Origin of the sequence: Accumulibacter sp., assembly GCF_023806625.1 — a bacterium.
Taxonomy (GTDB): Bacteria; Pseudomonadota; Gammaproteobacteria; order Burkholderiales; family Rhodocyclaceae; genus Accumulibacter.
Genome location: NZ_JAMTDX010000012.1, coordinates 23,494 through 41,448, shown reverse-complemented (window position 1 = coordinate 41,448; position 17,955 = coordinate 23,494). Strand labels below are relative to the sequence as shown.

General features: G+C 69.9%; 10 protein-coding genes and 2 pseudogenes. 3 read left to right on the top strand and 9 right to left on the bottom strand.

Going from position 1 to position 17,955, the window contains the following annotated elements; translation table 11 throughout:
• Window positions 1–19 precede the first annotated feature (19 nt).
• The 5 genes and pseudogenes from NFW05_RS03770 to NFW05_RS03750 form a co-directional block, all read right to left on the bottom strand.
• Window positions 20–1,828, bottom strand: a complete 1,809-nt coding sequence (locus tag NFW05_RS03770) for a hypothetical protein (protein WP_295302901.1) — start codon at window positions 1,826–1,828, stop codon at window positions 20–22.
• A complete protein-coding gene (locus NFW05_RS03765) occupies window positions 1,729–4,278 on the bottom strand; it encodes an AAA family ATPase (protein WP_295302900.1) in 2,550 nt (849 codons plus the stop codon). The genes NFW05_RS03770 and NFW05_RS03765 overlap by 100 nt, the downstream gene beginning before the upstream one ends.
• A gap of 817 nt (window positions 4,279–5,095) precedes the next feature.
• Window positions 5,096–5,557, bottom strand: coding sequence for a putative toxin-antitoxin system toxin component, PIN family (locus NFW05_RS03760; RefSeq protein ID WP_295302899.1), 462 nt, complete (start codon window positions 5,555–5,557; stop codon window positions 5,096–5,098).
• Window positions 5,521–5,760, bottom strand: coding sequence for an AbrB/MazE/SpoVT family DNA-binding domain-containing protein (locus NFW05_RS03755; RefSeq protein ID WP_295302898.1), 240 nt, complete (start codon window positions 5,758–5,760; stop codon window positions 5,521–5,523). The genes NFW05_RS03760 and NFW05_RS03755 overlap by 37 nt, the downstream gene beginning before the upstream one ends.
• A 167-nt stretch (window positions 5,761–5,927) precedes the next feature.
• A pseudogene (locus NFW05_RS03750) lies at window positions 5,928–6,194 on the bottom strand (type II toxin-antitoxin system RelE/ParE family toxin); the annotation flags it as partial.
• A 47-nt stretch (window positions 6,195–6,241) separates the two neighbouring features.
• Between NFW05_RS03750 and NFW05_RS03745 the strand changes: the two are divergent.
• The 3 genes and pseudogenes from NFW05_RS03745 (at window position 6,242) to NFW05_RS03735 (ending at window position 7,371) form a co-directional block, all read left to right on the top strand.
• On the top strand, window positions 6,242–6,472 hold the full coding sequence (locus tag NFW05_RS03745) for a DUF433 domain-containing protein (RefSeq protein WP_295302897.1): 231 nt from the start codon (window positions 6,242–6,244) through the stop codon (window positions 6,470–6,472).
• Window positions 6,469–6,843 (top strand): DUF5615 family PIN-like protein, encoded by a 375-nt coding sequence (locus NFW05_RS03740; RefSeq protein ID WP_295302896.1) that lies wholly within the window; start codon window positions 6,469–6,471, stop codon window positions 6,841–6,843. The genes NFW05_RS03745 and NFW05_RS03740 overlap by 4 nt, the downstream gene beginning before the upstream one ends.
• Before the next feature lie 6 nt (window positions 6,844–6,849).
• A pseudogene (locus NFW05_RS03735) lies at window positions 6,850–7,371 on the top strand (recombinase family protein).
• A gap of 201 nt (window positions 7,372–7,572) precedes the next feature.
• Here NFW05_RS03735 and NFW05_RS03730 read toward each other — a convergent pair.
• The 4 genes from NFW05_RS03730 to NFW05_RS03715 all read right to left on the bottom strand — a co-directional run bounded on the left by NFW05_RS03730 (window position 7,573) and on the right by NFW05_RS03715 (window position 17,945).
• Window positions 7,573–15,600 carry a DUF4062 domain-containing protein gene (locus NFW05_RS03730; RefSeq protein WP_295302902.1) on the bottom strand — a complete coding sequence of 2,676 codons (8,028 nt, stop codon included), beginning with the start codon at window positions 15,598–15,600 and terminating at the stop codon, window positions 7,573–7,575.
• A 610-nt stretch (window positions 15,601–16,210) separates the two neighbouring features.
• Entirely contained in the window at window positions 16,211–16,705 is a 495-nt protein-coding gene (locus NFW05_RS03725) for a hypothetical protein (RefSeq protein WP_295302895.1), read from the bottom strand.
• A gap of 239 nt (window positions 16,706–16,944) precedes the next feature.
• A complete protein-coding gene (locus tag NFW05_RS03720; RefSeq protein WP_295302894.1) occupies window positions 16,945–17,376 on the bottom strand; it encodes an NUDIX domain-containing protein in 432 nt (143 codons plus the stop codon).
• 20 nt (window positions 17,377–17,396) lie between these two features.
• Window positions 17,397–17,945, bottom strand: coding sequence for a YbjN domain-containing protein (locus tag NFW05_RS03715; RefSeq protein WP_295302893.1), 549 nt, complete (start codon window positions 17,943–17,945; stop codon window positions 17,397–17,399).
• Window positions 17,946–17,955: the final 10 nt, after the last annotated feature.

Sequence of the window (17,955 nt, the reverse complement as noted above, 5' to 3'; positions counted from 1 at the left end):
CCTCGGCCAGAGCGCGTGATCAGGTTTGCTGAACATTGTGGCTAATCATGTGGACCATTGACGTCTGCCCACGCGGGACCCGGGGATGCGCGTAAACGCTGCAGCAGACCGCTTTGGCAGCATGGCCTTCGGGGACGGGGGGCGCCGGCCGCCGTGGAAGCATGCGAAGACGGTCGAACAAAGCTGCACGAACCCTCCGAATGGGAATGAAAATCGGGACTTCGGATGGCGTTGCGCGGCTGAAAAGCCGCCGAAGACGGCCGAACAATCCTTCTCGGGCGTTCCGGCCGGGCAAGTCTACGTCTTCAAGGTCGCGGTGATCCGACTCGCACGAGCGGCAGGCTGGAAGCACGATGGACGCACGGTACTCGATCGAATACAGGGGTCCCTCCTCTTCGCATTCACTCTCACTGCCCTCGGGATCGAGCCGCGCCAGGCGCTCGGCGATCGCGAGGCTCGCCCGGTACGCCGCGCCGGCGCCGGACAGATCCCCCTGCGCCGTCAGCAGGTCGCCGATCTTGTTGTGCGACACCGACAGGTCGCGCTGCCACAGGGCGTTCCCCGGGTCGGACGCCGCCAGGCGCTCGGCGATCGCGAGGCTCGCCCGGTACGCCGCGCCGGCGCCGGCCAGATCCCCCTGCGCCGTCAGCAGGTCGCCGATCTTGTTGTGCGACACCGACAGGTCGCGCTGCCAGCCGGCGTTCCCCGGGTCGGACGCCGCCAGGCGCTCGGCGATCGCGAGGCTCGCCCGGACCGCCGCGCCGGCGCCGGCGAGATCCCCCTGCGCCTGCAGCAGGTCGCCGATCTTGCTGTGCGACGCCGCCAGGTCGTGCTGCCACTCGGTGTTGGCCGGATCCATCGCCGCCAAGCGCTTGGCGATTGCGAGGCTCGCGTCGTACGCCGCGCCGGCGCCGGCGAGATCCCCCTGCGCCGTCAGCAGGTCGCCGATCTTCTCGTGCGACACCGACAGGTCGCGCTGCCAGTCGGCGTTCCCCGGGTCGGACGCCGCCAGGCGCTCGATGATCGCGAGGCTCGCCCGGTACGCCGCGCCGGCGCCGGCCAGATCCCCCTGCGCCGTCAGCAGGTCGCCGATCTTGTTGTGCGACACCGACAGGTCGCGCTGCCAGCCGGCGTTCCCCGGGTCGGACGCCGCCAGGCGCTCGGCGATCGCGAGGCTCGCCCGGTACGCCGCGCCGGCGCCGGCCAGATCCCCCTGCGCCGTCAGCAGGTCGCCGATCTTGTTGTGCGACACCGACAGGTCGCGCTGCCAGCCGGCGTTGCCCGGGTCGGACGCCGCCAGGCGCTCGCGGATCGCGAGGCTCGCCCGGAACGCCGCGCCGGCGCCGGCGAGATCCCCCTGCGCCGTCAGCAGGTCGCCGATCTTCTCGTGCGACACCGACAGGTCGCGCTGCCAGTCGGCGTTCCCCGGGTCGGACGCCGCCAGGCGCTCGATGATCGCGAGGCTCGCCCGGTACGCCGCGCCGGCGCCGGCGAGATCCCCCTGCGCCTGCAGCAGGTCGCCGATCTTGATGTGCGACACCGACAGGTCGCGCTGCCAGCCGGCGTTCCCCGGGTCGGACGCCGCCAGGCGCTCGGCGATCGCGAGGTCCGCCCGGTACGCCGCGCCGGCGCCGGCGAGATCCCCCTGCGCCGTCAGCAGGTCGCCGATCTGGTTGTGCGACACCGACAGGTCGCGCTGCCAGAGCGCGTTGCCCGGGTCGGACGCCGCTAGGCGCTCGCGGACCGCCAGGCTCGCCCGCAACGCCGCGCCGGCGCCGGCCAGATCCCCCTGCGCCTTGAGCAGGTCGCCGATCCTCTCGTGCGACACCGACAGGTCGCGCTGCCACAGGGCGTTGCCCGGGTCGGACGCCGCCAGGCGCTCGAACGCGCCGCGGCTCGCCTCGAGCACGCACCGGCGCCGGCCAGATCCCCCTGCGCCTGCAGCAGGTCGCCGATCCGGTTGTGCGACGCCGCCAGGTCGCGCTGCCAGACGGCGTTGGCCGGATCGGAGGCCGCCAGGCGCTCGAGCGCGCCGCGACTCGCTTCGAGCACCCGCCGGCGCGGCGCCAGCGGCGCCCGCGGTTCCAGCGCATCGCCGAGGTCGAAGATCAAGCGCTCGCCCAGCCGCGCCAGTGCCCAGGGCGCGAGCGGCTGCTCGCAGAGTCCCGCCACCCAGCCGGCGCCGGTCTCGCCCGCCTGCAGCACGTGTTCGGCGAGCGCCGCGGTCGCTCCGGCGAGTTCGCCGGCGGTGAGTTCGCCGCCATGGAGTGCCGCCGCGCCGGCCGGGTCGTCGGCGCCGATCAGGTGCGCCATCGTCTCGCTCTGGTGCAGCGGGTCGTCGGCGTCGAGGCCGCCGAAGTGCCGGGCGAGCTGCGCGTGCCCGGCTTGCCGCTGGCTCTCTTCGGGCAGGTAGCGCGTCCGCGCCGCCTCGCGCATCTGCGCGTGCGTGAAGTCCCACTGGCCATTCGCGCCGCGGGCGATGACGTGCGCGCGGAAGCTGCGGCGCAGCGCGGCGAAGGCGAGCGCTTGCAAGGGTTCACCGGTGAGCGTCGGCCAGAGGCCGGCGAAGTCGGCTTCGCGCAGGCCGCTGCGCGCCAGCGCCAGCGACGCGGCGAAGGCGCGGCAGCGCGCTTCGCCGTGGATGGCTTCGGCGCGCCGCAGCAGCCACTGGTACGCCGGGCCGACGGTCGCCGGGAGTTCCTCGGCGATACCGATCAGGAAGCGCGTCAGCCGCTCGGCGGCGGGCAGGGTCTGGTCGGGATGGAGGCGCTCGGCGCGGGCGAAGTCGGCGGCGTCGAGCAGGTTGAGTTCGTCGACGGCGAGCGTCAGCCACAGGGGGTTGCCATGGGCCGCGCGACCGTCGGGCAGGCGGCGGCCGAGGAGTGCCTGCACGATGCGCTCGTTGAGCGTGCGGTGATGGCGCGCGCAGAGCGCTTCGACGATGCGGCGGGCGGCGGCTTCGTCGATCGGTGCCAGTTCCTCGCCGGCGAAGCCGGCCTCCGTGGCGGCCGCGCTCGCGGCGCCGGGGAGCGCGCTGGCGATCAGCCGGACGTTGTCCGGCAGCCGCGCCGGCAGCCAGGCGAGCGTCGCGCGGGCGGCGCCGCTGCCACCGACGAACTGGTCGAGGGCATCGATCAGGAGAACGACGCGCCGCCCGGCGGCCGTTCGCCGCAGGAGGTCGTGGAAGGCGCGGCGCAGTTCGTCGCTGGCGGTGCGTTCGTCGATCGCTTCGGGGATGCCGAGCGCTTCGGCGAGTTCGCCGACCCAGCGGCGGACCATCGCGTCGGCCTGCCCGGCGCGCGGGCTGACGCCGGCGGCGTGCACCAGCAGCAGCGGCGATGCGGCCGCGAAACGGGCGCCGGCGGCGCTCTCCAGCCGCTGCGCGAGCGCGGCGAGGAGCGCGCTCTTGCCGGCGCCGGCTTCGCCGGTGAGGCACAGCGCTTGCCCGTCTGACCCGGGGTCGAGGCACAGGCGTTCGAGCCGTTCGAGTTCGGCCTGCCGTCCGATGAAGCCGCTGGCGCGCCAGTCGAGGAATTCCTGCAGCGTCTCGCGTTCGCTTTCCTGCCAGGTCGGCGCCGGGGCGCCGATGCGCTCGCGGGTCTCCCGATCGAGTTCGCGCCAGAGGTCTTCGAGGACCTGTTCGCCGAAGGCTTCAAGGCCGCTGACGGTCTCGCCGGTCCAGGTGGCGCGGTAGCTCCGCAGGCGGTCGGGGAGTTCTTCGGCGAGGCGCGCCTTGAGCGCGGCGAGTTTGTCGGCGCGCTCGGGCGCGCCGGCGTCGCAGGCGAAGGTCTCGGCGTAGTCGGCGGCGACCGCCGGGTCCATCTCGCCGCAGGGCAGCGCCTCGCGCAGGTAGAAGTAGGAACGCCGCTGCTGCGCCGGGCTGGCGAGGACGCCGTAGGCGATTTCGAGTTCGGTGACGCTCTTGCCGGCGACTTCGCCGGTGAAGCCGGCTTCGGCGGCGGCGGCCTGCATGCGCTCCGGCGGCGGGATCCAGCCGTAGCGTTCGCCGATCAGGCCGATCAGGAAGGGGCGGCTGCGCTCGATTTCGGCGAGGCACACCTGCAGGACCTGCAGCTCGCGTTGGCCTTCGTCGGCGATGGCGGCGGTGTCCACGCCGAGGCGCAGGTCGATCGGTTCGAGGATCACCCGCCGCCCGCGCAGCCGTTCCTGGAGTTCGGGGAAGACGTGTTCGCGCAGCCAGTCGCGCTCGGCCTGCAGATCGCGGAAGGTGCTGGTCAGGAAGATCGGCCGGCTGAGCCAGGTTCGCGCGGTGGTCATCGTGCTCTCCTGTGGGGCGGCTGGCCCGTGCTGGGGACGGGGCCGGACGTTGGCGGGCGCAGTGTGGGGCAGTGGGTGGTTTTGCCCGGGATGGACTGCATTATAGCCATACGGTGAGGGCGGTTAAGCCTTGCCAACTGAAAGCGCGGCGAACGTGCAGGCGTCTGCGCTGCGCCGTTGGGGCTGCGTCGGAGGCCGTCGCACAGGTCGTGTGTTCCGCAAGCGAGTCGCTTCATCGTCCAGCTCCGTTTTGACGTCGCCGCGACGCGCCCGGGACACTTCCGGGCGTGCGAGGCCCGTCGGGCCCGCGAGCAGGGTGAAGCACCTCCCCGCATGTGCCCAGGACAGGGAATCTGCGTGACTTCGCCGCAACGGGTTGTACAAGAACGGCTTCACCCTCTCGCTCGATCTCGGACGTTTCGGCACCCTGCTCGCCTCGCTGGTGGAGCAGGGCGACCGCAACCTCAGCCGGATGGCGCACGAGATCGGCGACCTGATCGCCAACAAGTTGAACACGGCTTCTGTAACCTCGCGCGCCTGCACGACGGCTGGCGCAACCGCTCGCGCAACCACGCCGGCAAGCCCTACAACCCGCTTCACACCATGGGGCCAACTGCGCACGGAAATGAACGAATGGGACCGTTCCGGCTTGCGCGCCGTCGGGAAGTTCCTGGCCAGCGGCCGGGCTCGATGTCTATCGACGTGGGGACGACGGAAAGGCGCCGGAATAGTGCCGTCCTTATCGACGCAGTTTCACTTCGGGGTTGCGACCGACCTCCCCATGCTGATGCCTGACTGCGCACACAAGGCGGTCGGCTCAGGTCGCTGCGAGCGACGCCAGGAAGGCACCTGGCGTGACGATCGGGCAAGGGAGTTCGAGTTCGAGACTCAATAGATCGCGGTCACCGGTTACCAGGAAATCCGCCTTGCCCGTCGCGGCAAGTTCCAGGAAGCGCACGTCGGCCGGATCGCGGCACGACGGAAATTTGGGCGGTCTGGCGGGCACGCGCACGGCAGCGCAATACGGCAGGTAGTCGGCGAGAAGTTCCCGCTGTTCGACGGTGGTGAGCCTGAACCTGGGGTAGGCGAGCGAGCGCATCAGTTCCGACATCGTCGCATTCGACACGAGCGGAACGAACAACGCGCTCTGCCAGGCGGAGCGGAGCGGGGCGACCCGGCCGTTGACGAAGACCAGCGCCGAGAGCACGACGTTGGTGTCGAGCACGACGCGCAGGGCCACGTTCAGGTGCTGGATTCGCCGGCGGACTGGCGCGCCCACGCCACCGCGTCGGCGACGTCCTGCTCGTCGAGATCGAGTTCGGCGAGCTTGGCCCGTACAGCGTCCCCGCGCTGGATGCGCACCGGGGTCAGGATGATCTGTCCGTCGCGCGCCTGGACGTCGAAGTACTCCGCCGGCCCGATGGCATTCGTGACCGCCTTGGGTAGCGTCAATTGGTTCTTGGCGGTGAGCTTGGCAAGCATGGGAAAATCAATGAATCGCACAGTAAGGAATCCTTACTATAGTCGTTCCGCTCCGGAACCTCAACTCGCCAGCGATCGGCGCTGAGGCCCTGCGGAAAGTCGCCCAGGCGGTCAAGCGAGAGATTGCCGTGTGCAAGGTCGTCGCAGACGCGCTCGGCCCAACGGACTGGCACTTGCTGCGCCGCGTGCTTCACTCTTAGGATCTGGACGGTTCGTGTCTCGGCGAGCACTCGGTAAAAGACGACGTAGTTCGGATGTGCCACCAGTTCGCGCGCGTCGGCAGGCAAACCCGGACGACCCGCGCGACCAAGCTCTGGATGTAGCGCAAGCTGCCTGGTCTTGTCGCGTATCTCCTGCCCGAAGTTTCGGGCGCGGGTTTCTCTCCCTCGCAAAAGGTAGTCCGACCTTTTTTCCCAGGTAGTTCTGGAAACCATATTCTCAAACGGCTACCATGACCAGAAGTTTCGCGAAGGAGCAGAGCATGGGACCACTGAATCGCATTACCCAGCAGCCCGACGTGATGGGCGGCAAGGCCTGCATTCGCGGCATGCGCGTCACAGTTGGCATGATCGTCGGTCAGATCGGTGCGGGGCACAGCGTCGATGAAGTGCTCGCCGACTACCCCTATCTTGAACGCGAGGACATCATGCAGGCGCTACGCTATGCCGCGTGGCGATCTGAAGAACGCGAGGTCATTCTGGTCAATGCATGAAGCTGATCGTCGACATGAACCTGTCGCCGCGCTGGGTGGGCTTTTTGGCTGGCGTCGGCATTGAGGCGGCTCACTGGTCGACCCTCGGCGCGAAGAACGCTCCGGACTCGGAGATCATGGCTTACGCCAGAGCGAACAACTATGTCGTACTCACCCACGATCTGGACTTCAGCGCAATCCTTGCTGCCGGTCAGGGCGAAAAGCCCAGCGTCGTGCAGATCCGGGCCGAGGATGTCAGCCCGGATGAAATTGGCAAGCAAGTGATCGCTGCTCTGCAACAGATGGCGTACGAGTTGGAAGAGGGTGCCTTACTCACCATTGATCCGACACGCACCCGCTTGCGCGTGCTGCCATTGCGGTCGAGGGGCTGAGCTGCCATGTTGATCGGCTACGCCCGCGTCTCGACGCAGGATCAGAACCTTGACCTCCAGATCGAAGCCTTGACCAAAGCGGGTTGCAGGAGGGTGTTCGACGACCAGATCAGCGGTAGTGGGGCCGAGCGCCCAGGGCTTGCCAGGGCGCAGGAAATGCTGCGAGAGGGTGACACGCTCGTCGTCTGGAAGCTGGATCGACTTGCCCCTGGTGTCAGGAACCTGATCGATCTGGTCGGCGAATTGCACGGGCAAGGCGTCGAGGTCATGAGCCTCAGCGAAGCGATCGATACCGGCACGCCGTCAGGCCGGTCTTTTTCGATGTCATGGCCAGCCTGGCCGAAATGGAGCGCGAACTGACGGTAGAGCGCACCCGTGCGGGACTTGAAACGGCCCGCAAGGGCGGGCGCAAGCGGTGGATGAGCGACAGCAAGACCGAGTCAGCAAGGAAACTGCTTGCCGACGGGGTACCGCCCCGTGAAGTTGGCCAAGAACCTTGGTGTGCCGGTGGCAACGCTGTACCGCTGAATTCCGGCATCCGATCATCCTTGACGTAGTTTGCCTGTCGTGGTCAAGTAATTTCTGGCGCCGCGATCGGTTGTTTTGCTGCGTGGAAATCACGCCCGGACAGATTGCCTGTTCTCTCCACCGCGGGTCTTCGCTGCCATTCGCTGCCGTCCGGCGATCAGGTGTTCGCAGATCAGTGGAAAAGTTGCTCTGACCCCGTTTTCACTCGATGAATCCGTCACTCTCCAGTTCGCTCAGTGCGCTTCGGGTCAGCGGTCCATTGCCGGTCGTCTCGCACAATTCGGCAACCGTGGCCCGGCCATCGACGAGGATCAGCACCATGCGCAGGGCTCTCGGGACTGTGCGCGTCCTGTGCAGCAATTCCTCCTCGCCGGCAGCAGTCCTGGCGAAAACCCGTTGCGGGTCGAACAGGGGATTCTCCGGATCCAGGAACAGGGGATCCCCCGAATCCAGCTGGCGACCCATGCTGGCCGCCTTCTCCCAATCCGCGCCGACGCCTCCGGTGGCCGTGAAGAGCTCCTGCGCCAGGGTCAGGAAGGGCTTCGCATCCCTGTGCGCGAGGTAGATCTCCAGCAGCTTGAGATGGATGGCGTGGCGTCCGGGGTGCTTCCGCTTGGCTTCGAGCAGGATCTCCTCGGCCTGGGCGTCTCGCCCGTAATGCAAATAGACATCGGCCTCAGCAACTGGGTCGACGTCATTGGTGTCGATGCTGCTCCGGTTGGCCGCCGACCTAGCCGACTCGCTGAACAGAGGATTGTCCGGATCCAGCTGGCGACCCATGCTGGCAGCCTTCTCCCAATCCGCGCCGACGCCTCCGGTGGCCGTGAAGAGCTCCTGCGCCAGGGTCAGGAAGGGCTTCGCATCCCTGTGCGCGAGGTAGATCTCCAGCAGCTTGAGATGGATGGCGTGGCGTCCGGGGTGCTTCCGCTTGGCTTCGAGCAGGATCTCCTCGGCCTGGGCGTCTCGCCCGTAAGCCAAATAGACATCGGCCTCAGCAACTGGGTCGACGTCGTCGGTGTCTGTAGCTTCCACGCCAGATCCAGTTGGCGGCTGAAACGTGGCGGTGGCCACTTTCTGCCTGAGGAACTCGAGCGCCGGCTGGTCCGAAGGGGCCATGATCCCTCGCCGCTTCATCCCGTCGAGCTGCTCGAAGGCCTTGTGCCACCAGACCAAAGCGGCCCGCGGATCGCTTGCCTCGGCCAGTTGCGCGAGTTGGGCGTAGCTGACCATCAGGTCGCGCTGCCAGCCGGCGTGGCCCGGATCAATCGCCGCCAGGCGCTCGAAGATCGCGAGGCTCGCCCGGTACGCCGCGCCGGCGCCGGCCAGATCCCCCTGCGCCGTCAGCAGGTCGCCGACCTGGTTGTGCGACGCCGCCAGGTCGCGCTGCCAGCCGGCGTGGCCCGGGTCGGACGCCGCCAGGCGCTCGAAGATCGCGAGGCTCGCCCGGTACGCCGCGCCGGCGCCGGCCAGATCCCCCTGCGCCGTCAGCAGGTCGCCGATCTTGTTGTGCGACACCGACAGGTCGCGCTGCCACTCGGCGTTCCCCGGGTCGGCCGCCGCCAGGCGCTCGGCGATCGTGAGGCTCGCCCGGTACGCCGCGCTGGCGCCGGCCAGATCCCCCTGCGCCTGCAGCAGGTCGCTGATCCTCTGGTGCGACACCGACAGGTCGCGCTGCCAGTCGGCGTTGTGCGGATCGATCGCCGCCAGGCGCTCGCGGATCGCCAGGCTCGCCTCGTACGCCTGCCCGGCGCCGGCAAGCTCGCCCTGCGCCGTCAGCAGGTCGCCGATCTTCTGGTGCGACGCCGCCGCGCATTGCTGCCAGAAGCTGACCGGATCGCTCACGCTCCTGAATTCCAGCCAGAGGGTGTTGGCCGGATCGATCGCCGCCAGGCGTTCGGCGATCGCCAGGCTCGCCTCGTACGCCTGCCCGGCGCCGGCGAACTCGCCCTGCGCCATGCGCAGGTCGCCGATCTTCTCGTGCGACACCGCCAGGTCACGCTGCCAGAGCGCGCTGCCCGGGTCGGCTGCCGCCAGGCGTTCGGCGATCGCCAGGCTCGCCTCGTACGCCTGCCCGGCGCCGGCGAACTCGCCCTGCGCCATGCGCAGGTCGCCGATCTTCTCGTGCGACACCGCCAGGTCACGCTGCCAGAGCGCGCTGCCCGGGTCGGCTGCCGCCAGGCGTTCGGCGATCGCCAGGCTCGCCTCGTACGCCTGCCCGGCGCCGGCGAACTCGCCCTGCGCCTTCAGCAGGTCGCCGCTCCATTGGTGCGAAGCCGACACCTCGCGCTGCCAGAGCGCGTTGGCCGCGTCGACCGCCGGCAGGCGCTCGGCGATCGCCAGGCTCGCCCCGTACGTTTGCCCGGCGCCGGCGAGATCGCCCTGCGTCCTCCGCAGGTTGCCGATCCTGTTGTGCAACAGCGACTTGTCGCGCTGCCAGTGGGCGTTGGCCGGGTCTAGCCTCGCCAAGTGCTTGATTATTTGAAGGCTCACCTCGTACGCCTGCCAAGTGCCGGGGAGGTCGCCCTGCGCCAACCGCAGGTCGCCGATCCTGGTGTGCGACACCGACAGGTCGCGCTGCCAGTCGGTGTTGGCCGGGTCGAGCCTCGCCAGGCGCTCGATTATCGCGAGGCTCGCCGCGTATGCCCTGCTGGCGCCGGCGAGATCGCCCTTCGCCATCCTAAGGTCGCCGATCTTCTCGTGCGACAGCGACAGGTTGCGCTGCCAGTTGGCGTTGGTTGGGTCGGCCGCAGCCAGGCGCTCGATGATCGCGAGGCTCTCCTCGTACGCCTGCCCGGCGCCGGCGGGATCGTTCAGCGCCATCCGCAGCACGCCGATCCTCTGGTGCGACGCGGCCAAGTCACGTTGCCGGTCGGCGTTGCCCGGGTCGGCCGCCGCCAGGCGCTGGATCAGCGCCTGGCTTGCCTGGTACGCCTGACCGGCGCTGGCGAGGTCGCCTAGCGCCCTACGCAGGTCACCGACCCTAATGAGCGAGGCCGCCAGGTCCCGCTGCCAGAGCACGTTGGCCGGGTCGGCCGGCACCAGGCGCTCGCGGATCGCCAGGCTCTCCTCGTACGCCTCCGCGGCGCCGGCGAGATCGCCCAGGGCGGTCTGCAGGTCGCCTATCTTGTCGTGCGACACCGAAAGGTCGCGCTGCCAATCGGCGTTGGTCGGGTCGGAAGCCGCCAGGCGCTCGGCGATCGCGAGGCTTGCCTCGTACGCCTGCCCGGCGCCAGCGAGATCCCCCTGCGCCTTCCGCAGGTCGCCAATCCTCTCGTGCGACACCGACAGGTCGCGCTGAAAGAGCACGTTGGCCGGGTCGGCCGCCGCCAGGCGCTTGGCGATCGCGAAGCTCGCCTCGTATGCCTGCCCGGCGCCTGCGAGATCGCCCAGCACCGTCCGCAGGTCGCCGATCCTCTCGTGCAGCACTGATAGATTTCGCTGCCACAGCGCGTTACCCGGCTCGACTGCCGCCAGGCGCTTGATGACCTCCAGGCTCGCGTCGTACGTCGTGCCAGCGCCCGCACTATCCCTCTGCCCCAGCAGCAGGTCGCCTTTCTCAGTGCCGACGATCGCCAGGCTCGCCACGTACGCCTGCCCGGCTCCGGCGAGATCGCCCTGCGCCTGCCGCAGGTCGCCGATTTTGTTGTGCGACACCGACAGGTCGTGCTGCCAGCCAGCGTTGGCCGGGTCGGCCGCCGCCAGGCGCTCGCGGATCGCGAGGCTTGCCGCGTACGCCTGCCCGGCGCCGGAAAAATCGCCCAGCTTCATGCGCAGGTCGCCCATGCTCGCGTGCGCCACCGCCAAGTCGCGCTGCCCGAGGGCGTTGCCCGGATCGATCGCCGCCAAGCGCTCGAAGATTGCTAGGCTCGCCTCGTACGCCTGCCCGGCACCGGTGAGATTGTTCTCCCCCAGCAGCAGCAAGCCCATGCTCGCGTGCGACACCGCCAAGTCGTGCTGCCCGAGAGGGTTGCCGGGGTCGGACGCCGCTAGGCGCTCGGCTATCGCGAGGCTCATGCGGTACGCGGGGCCGGCGCCGGCACGATCCCCCTGCGCCAGTAGCAGGTCGCCGATCTTCTGTTGCGACGCCACCAAGTCGTGCTGCCACTCGGCGTTGCCCGGGTAGGACGCGGTGAGGTGCTCGGAGATCTGCAGGCTTGCCCGGTACGCCGCGCTGGCGCCGGCACGATCCCCCTGCGCCAGCAGAAGATCGCCTGTCTCCCCACCGAGGATCGCGAGTCTCCCCCGGTACGCGGCGCCGCCGCCGGGACGATCCCCCTGGCCTCGCCACAGCTTGCCGACCTCGCTGTGCGATATCGACCGGCCGGTCGGCCAGCGGTACTCGCGCTTGCGGCGGACACCCGCGATGCGATGCTCGATGATCGCTGGGCTTGTCTCGTACGCCCGCCCAGCGCCGGCGAGATCGCTCTGCGCCTTCCGCAGGTCGTCGACCCTGTCCCGCAACATCTCTCGGTCGCTGAGCCTCTTGATTCCCAGGCCAGCCGAGTCCTTGCCGCTTTGCGTTTGGTCCTGGATCCAGCACCCAACGTTCTGGCTCGCCCGGTACGCCTGCCCGGCGCCGGCGAGATCGCCCTGCGCCATCCGAAGGTCTCCGATCTTGAGGTGCGACACCAACAGGTCGCGCTGCCAGCAGGTGTTCTCCGGGGAGGCCGCAGCCAGCCGCTCGCGGATCGCTAGGCTCGCCTCGTACGCCTGCCCGGCATCGGCTAGTTCGCCCTGCGCCATCCGCAGGTCGCCGATCCTCTCGTGCGACACCGACAGGTCGCGCTGCCACTCGGCGTTGCCCGGGTCGGACGCCGCCAGGCACTCGATGATCGCCAGTCCCGCCTCGTACGCCTGCCCGGCATCGGCTAGTTCGCCCTGCGCCATCCGCAGGTCGCCGATCCTCTCGTGCGACACCGACAGGTCGCGCTGCCACTCGGCGTTGCCCGGGTCGGACGCCGCCAGGCACTCGATGATCGCCAGTCCCGCCTCGTACGCCTGCGCGGCGCCGGAAAGATCGCCCAGCGCCATTCGCAGGTCGCCCATCTTCTGGTGCGCCACCGCCAAGTCGCGTTGCCAGCTGGCGTTACCCGGGTCGGCCGCCGCAAGGCGCTCGATGATCGCCAGGCTTGCCTCTTCCAGCTGATTGCCACTGCCGATGCGGGCCCATGGGTCCTCAACGTCCGCCAGCTTGAGGATCGACACGCACAGGTCGCGTTGCCAGTCGGCGTTTGCCGGGTCAAGCCGCACCAGGCACTCGATGATCGCCAGGCTCGCCCGGTAGGCCGCTTGGGCGCCGGCGAGATCCCCCCGCACCATCCGCAGGTCGCCGATCCTCTCGTGCGACACCGACAGGTCGCGCTGCCAGTCGGCGTTGCCCGGATCGATCGCCGCCAGGCGCTCGAAGATCGCGAGGCTCGCCGCATACGCCTGCCCGGCGCCGGCGAGATCGCCCCGCTCCTTCAGCAGGTCGCCGATCCTGCTGTGCGACAGCGACAGGTCGCGCTGCCAGTCGGCGTTGCCCGGATCGATCGCCGCCAGGAGCTCGCGGATCGCCAGGCTCGCCGCGTACGCCTGCCCGGCGCCGGCGAGATCGCCCTGCGCCGTCAGCAGGTCGCCGATCCTCTCGTGCGACACCGACAGGTCGCGCTGCCAGACGGCGTCCAGGCCGTGCTGCCAGCCGGCGTTGCCCGGATCCATGGCCCCCAGGCGCTCTCGGATCGCTAGGCTCGCCGTGTACGCCTGCCCGGCGCCGGCGAGATCCCCCTGCGCCGTCAGCAGGTCGCCGATCTTGTTGTGCGACGCCGCCAGGGTGTGCTGCCAGAGGACGTTCCCCGGGTCGATCGCCGCCAGGCGCTCGAGGGCGACCCGCGGCGCCGCCAGTAGCGGCGCGCGGATCGCCAGCGCGGCGACCGGGCCGAGCGCGTCGTCGAGGGGAAAGACGAAGTTCTGCGCCAGGCGGTGGATCTCTTCCGGGGTCAGCCCGCCCACGTCGAACCAGCCGCCGAGCCAGGCGATCCGGGCGTCGCGGTCGGCAGCACCGGCGAGCAGCCACTCGACGAGCGTGCCGGTCGCGCCGCGGTGCGCGGGCGCAGCGGTCGCCTCGGCGTCGGCTTCGAGCGTCGCGTAATAGCGCGCGGCGCGCAGCGCGTCGTGTTCGCCGATCAGCTGGTGCATGCGCTCGACCGGCAGCAGCGGGTCGCTGTCGGGCAGCGTCTCGAGGTAGTCGCTGAGTTCCCGGTGCAGCGCCCGGCGCGCGGCTTCGTCGCGAAGATAGCGGGCGAGCACCGCCGGGCGCAGCTGGGCATGGAAGAAGTCGACCTGCTGCAGCGTGCCGCGGCGGATCACGTGCGCGCGAAACGCGCGGCGCAGGCCGGCGAGCGCCAGTTCGTCGAAGCGGCCCGGAGCGCTCTCTTCGCCAGGAATGGCTGCGCCGTTCGCGCCGGCGCGGCTGCGCATCAGCCGCGGGACGAGGTCGAGCAGATCGGCTTCGCGCCAGCCCTGGCGCGAGAGCGCGATGGCCAGCGCGAAGGCGGCGCTCGCCGCGCGTCCGTGCACCTTCTCGCTGTGCGCGAGCAGCGTGCCGTAGAGTTCTCCGAGCTCTTCGGGCAGCTGCCGGGCGGTGTCGAGCAGCAGGGCGAGCAGCCGCTGTTCGGCGGTTCCGGTGTACTGGCGTTCGGCGCGGGCGAAGTCGTCGGCGTCGAGCAGGTTGAGCTGCTCGAGGGCGAGGGTGAACCACAGCGGGTGGCCGCAGGCGGCGTCGCCGCGGGCGGTGGTCTTGGCGAGCAGCGTCTCGAGGACCTGCGGGTTCAGTTGCCGGTGGCTGCGTTGCCAGACCTGTGGGCCGAGGACGCGGGCGTCGGCGACGGAGAGCGGCGCGAGGGCGATCGCGCGCACGCCGGGGCGCGCCTGCAGGACGGCCGCCGGAGTGGCACTCTCCGCTCCTGCCGCGGGCTGGGCGGTGGCGATCAGCCGGACGCCCTTCGGCCAGGCGCCCGGACGCAGCCAGCCGAGCCCGCGTGCGGGGGCTTCGAGCTGGTCGAGGGCGTCGAGCAGGACGACGACGCGCTGGCCGGACTGGACGGCGCGGTGGAGCGCGCGGTGATAGAGGTTTTCGAGGTCGGTCGGGGAGATGCCTTCGGGGATCTCGCTGTGCTGGCCGGTGGCGCGGTCGATCTCGAAGACGAAGCGGCGCAGCATGGCGTCGATGGCGTGGCCGCGCGGCGTGCCGCCGGCGCTGTTGGCGAGCACCAGCGGCGCCGTCGGGGCCGCCTGCAGCCGGCGCCAGAGGCTGGCGAAGACGGCGCTCTTGCCGAGTCCGGGGGCGCCGGTGAGACACAGCCCCCAGGGGCCTTCGGGATCGTCGAGGACGGCCTGCAGTTCGTCGAGCAGCGTTTCGCGGCCGACGACGAGGCGGCTGCGGTGTTCGATGAATTCGAGCAGCTCCTGGTGTTCCTGTTCCTGCCAGGTGGCCGGGGCCCTGGCCTGGCGTTCGCGGGTCTCTTCGTCGAGCAGCCTGCCGAGTTCGCGGTAGACGAGTTCGCCGAAGGCTTCGAGCCCGGCGACGCTCTGCCGCTCGGCGTCCCAGCTGGCGCGGTAGGCGAAGACCCGGCCGGCGAGCTCGGGATCGTCGGGCAGGCGCTGCCGCAGCGCCTGCAGGCGCTGCCAACCGGCACGCACGACGGGGTCGGGGGAAGCGGCGTCGCTGTAGTCGGACCGCCGCTCTTCGGGGATCGCGGCGAGGTCGAGCGGCTGGCGCAGGAAGAAGAGGCAACGCTGACGCTGTTCGGGGTCTTCGCGGAACAGGCCGTACTCGATCTCCAGCGCGGTGACGCTCTTGCCGGCCACCTCGGTGGCGAAGCCCTGTTCGCGGGCGGCGGCTTCGCTCCGCTCGGCCGGGGGGATCCAGCCGTAGCGCTCGCCGAGCAGGACGATCAGGAACGGCCGGCTGTGCCGGATCTCGTCGAGGCAGACCTTGAGCACGAGCAGTTCGCGCGCGCCTTCGTCGACCGCGCTGCTGGTGTCGACGCCGACGCGCAGGTCGATCGGCTCGAGGTGCACCTGCCGCTGCCGGTAGTCTTCTTCGAGCCGCGGGAAGACGTGCTCGCGCAGCCAGTCGCGTTCGGCCTGCAGATCGCGGAAGGTGCTGCTGACGAAGATCGGCCGGGCGAGCCAGGGGCGGCCGCTGGGACTCTGGGCGGGGGGTCCGGCGACGGGTGATGCCGCCAACGCAGGGGCGGGTGGTTCGGCGGCGGGTGGTCCGGCAGCAGCAGCCGGATCGCCGCGGGATGTGCTTCCCGGCGCGGGTGGTGGGTCTGCCGCGGCTGCAGGTGGCTGCTCGCCCAAGGCCTCCGTCGCGGGCTTTGCGCGGCGAAACCATCTGCTGAACCAATTGCCCATGCGCCCTCCCCTCGCGAGACCCACGTTGCCGGCCTGCCCTGGCGGACACGCGGGTCCGATCGCCAGGCTGGCCCCTCCGTTCCGGCATCGCGACAACCCTCACATTGTAGGGGTCACGAGCCCTCTCGGGAAAATGGTCAGGAGCCCGGCGTTTCCGGTCGTCTCGTGAAACCGGACGTCACAGAGGCGGCGATCTCCTTCCGGGATGTTGCAGTCGCAGTCAGCCGTAGCGTTCGCCGATCACGCCGATCAGGAACCGCCGGTCGCGGCACCGGCCCCGCTCGCGGCAGACTTCGAGCGCGAGGAGGTCGGGCGCTTTCGCGGGCGACATCGTCACCGCCCCCTCCGACACGCCGATTGATCCATCGAAGGTGCGCCTGGAGCATCGACAGCTCGATGCTGCCCGCCCTGATCGGCACCCGGAGCGCAGCGGTGCGGCTCACGACCCGGCGAGCTGGTAGCTGCGCCGGTCCAGAATCGCCGCTTCGCGCACCTCGGCCTGACGAATGCCCGGGTAGCGACCGGTCCGCCGGCCCTCGCCGAGCCAAGCCTCGAACGCGGCCGACGGCGCATCCGGCACATCGATCAGCAGGACCTCGAAGCGGCCACCGGGCGGGCGGCCGCCCTCATTCACCCAGCCCGTCCAGCGGCCCTTGACCGGCGACAGCTTCGGCTCCTTCGGCCAGTACAGATCACCGACGCGCACGACCAGCCACAGGTTGCGGTAGGTCCCGTTGACCACTCCGTCGACGGCAAAGCGCCGCGCAACCCTCGCATCGCCCGGCGGCGACTGGATACTCGCGGTCAACGGAGCCAGCGACGCCGGCTCGGCGGCGGACGTCTGCGCCCCGGCCGGGGCGAGGCCGGCGACGCCGACGAATAGCGAAACAAGGACAGAGGCGAGCAAGGAAAGAGCACGGCGATTCGCGTTCATCGATTTCTCCTTTCGGCAACACGAACGAGGGAACCCCACAAGCGGCAGGACCGGGCCGCGCCCGGCCGCCTGCGGTAGTTTATTCAGAAGGGCGGATTTTTCGGCGCTGGCACCGGCCGCCTGCGGCCGCCCGAACTGACCAGCGCCCATCAGTAGCGTCCGCACGCGCGCGATGCACGGGCCGCCCGCAGCCGCGGCGTCCGCGAGGCGCTGCCACCGCCTGGCCGTGAACCCCGGCGCTACGCGATCCCCGCCCAGTAGCGCCGCAATCCCTCATCGTTGCGGAAGGCGAGCGCGCGATTGGCCAGATCTTCGCGGGCCATCCAGGCGAAGGCGGTCGACTCGTCGTTGAGAGTGACCGTGCCGCTGACCGAGCATTCGAAGTAGAAGTTGATGCAGTGCATGCCTCCCGGGAGCATCGGCAGGCTGTCCTGGTAGAACAGAAAACGCGCCGAAGAGCAGGCGAGACCCGTCTCCTCGCGCAGTTCCTTGCTGACCGTCTGCTCGACCGTCTCGCCGTAGTCGACCTTGCCGCCCGGAAGGCACCACTCGCCGTCGGCGTACGCCGCGCTCCGGCGGCGCAGGACCAGGATGCGGCCTTCCCCGTCGGCAATGATCAGCCGCACGGCAGGAACGGGATAAGGCGGGGGTGCCGCGCCCTGGTGCGCCATCGTAGACCCGCGTGCGCCGGCTAGATCCGGCTGAGGTCGTCGCCGGATGGCCGGCGAGGACCCGTGCCGCCGCCCCCCGGGGGAACCGGAACGCCCTGCTCGCGAAGTATGCGCATGATGTCCTCCGGACCGAGTTCCCCGGGATCCTTTCCGGTTTCGAGGACCTGGCGCAGCCGGCGATGCGTCGAGTCGAGGACCGAGAAGTAGAGGCGCAGCACCTGTCCGAACTGCGCCTGCGTCAGCGTGTTGTCTTCGATCCACACGTCGAGATAGGCGGTGATCTCGCCGTCGTCTGCGTCCCATCCGATCTTGAACATGCGCTTGAGGTAGTTGACCTCGGCGAGCAATCTCAGGACCGGGGCCAGCTGCGGATGCTGCTGCACACAATGGGCGTAGGCCAGCGAGCGAAACTGCAGGAAGGTGCCGTTCATCTCCAGCAGGATGACGCACTGATAGACACCGAACATCCCGCCTCCGCTGAGCATCACGGCATCGCGCCTCGGGTCCAGGAAGTAGCGCAGCCCCTCGTTGTCGAGCAGGCGCTTGAGTTGGTCCATGCTGATGGCCATGCGGGCTTAC